This is a genomic window from Pseudomonas sp. P5_B2, assembly GCF_056400445.1.
On sequence record NZ_JBFULH010001095.1, the window covers coordinates 1 to 1,015 of the forward strand.

Genomic DNA, 1,015 nt, shown 5'->3' on the forward strand with positions numbered 1-1,015 from the left:
GCGTTGGTCACGTCGCTGGCACTCAAGCCGAAACCGGCRAGCTTCACCGGGTCCAGCCACAGGCGCATGGCAAACACTTGCTTGCCGAGAATTTCGGCTTCGGCCATGCCCGGCAGGGTCGCCAGTTTCGGCTGAATGACCCGCGACAGGTAATCGGTGATCTGTGGGTTGCTCAATTCCTTGCTGAAATAACTGATGTACATCAAGACCGAGGCATCGGCTGATTGCTTGCTCAACACTGGATCTTCGGCGTCCTGCGGCAGTTGGTTCTTCACCTCGTTGGCTTTGGCCAGCAGTTCGGTGAACAAGCGATCGGAGTTGGCGCCAATTCGAGCGTAAATCGAGATCACCGAGAAGTTCTGGCGACTGACCGAGGTCATGTAATCGATGCCTTCGGCACTGGCCAGACTTTGCTGCATCGGTTGGGTGATGTAGCCCTGAATGGTTTCGGCATTGGCCCCGGGGTACACGGTCGTCACCGTGATCAGGGCGTTTTCCATGACCGGGTATTGGCGCAGCGGCAGTTTGCTCCAGGCCTGAAGGCCCAGCAGTACGATCAACAGGCTGACCACAGTCGCGAGGACCGGACGGCGGATGAACGGGTCGGTAAAAGCCATGGGGGTTCCTTGATCAGTCCGCGCGCGGCTGACTGTTCTTCTTGGCTAAGGTCTTGTCGTCRCTGATTGCGATGCGTGCACCGTTGTCCAGTTTGATCTGGCCGGCTGTGACCACTGTTTCGCCGTCCTGCGCACCTTTGGTAATGACCACCATGCCCTCGCGACGCTCACCGGTTTCAATGAAACGCCGTTCGGCGATCAGTATCGGCTCGCCCTTGTCGTTCATTTCGACGCTGCCGTCTTCGGTTTTTTTTTGCGCGACCACGTAAAACGAATTGCCGTAAAGGGTGTAGGTAATCGCGCTTTCCGGTACGACGACGCGCGGCTGCGGGTTGGGCAGCAGTACCTGCAGGCTGGCGAACATGCCGGGCAACAGTTTGCCGTCGGGGTTGTCCAAG

Annotated in this window: 2 protein-coding genes; both read right to left on the reverse strand. The window is 58.1% G+C overall.

Going from position 1 to position 1,015, the window contains the following annotated elements:
* Positions 1-617 (reverse strand): efflux RND transporter permease subunit (locus AC1DRJ_RS29415; protein ID WP_477805219.1); only part of this gene is annotated, 617 nt, incomplete at its 3' end.
* Between the two features lie 13 nt (positions 618-630).
* The coding region (locus AC1DRJ_RS29420) for an efflux RND transporter periplasmic adaptor subunit (protein ID WP_477805220.1) at positions 631-1,015 on the reverse strand (385 nt) is incomplete at its 5' end.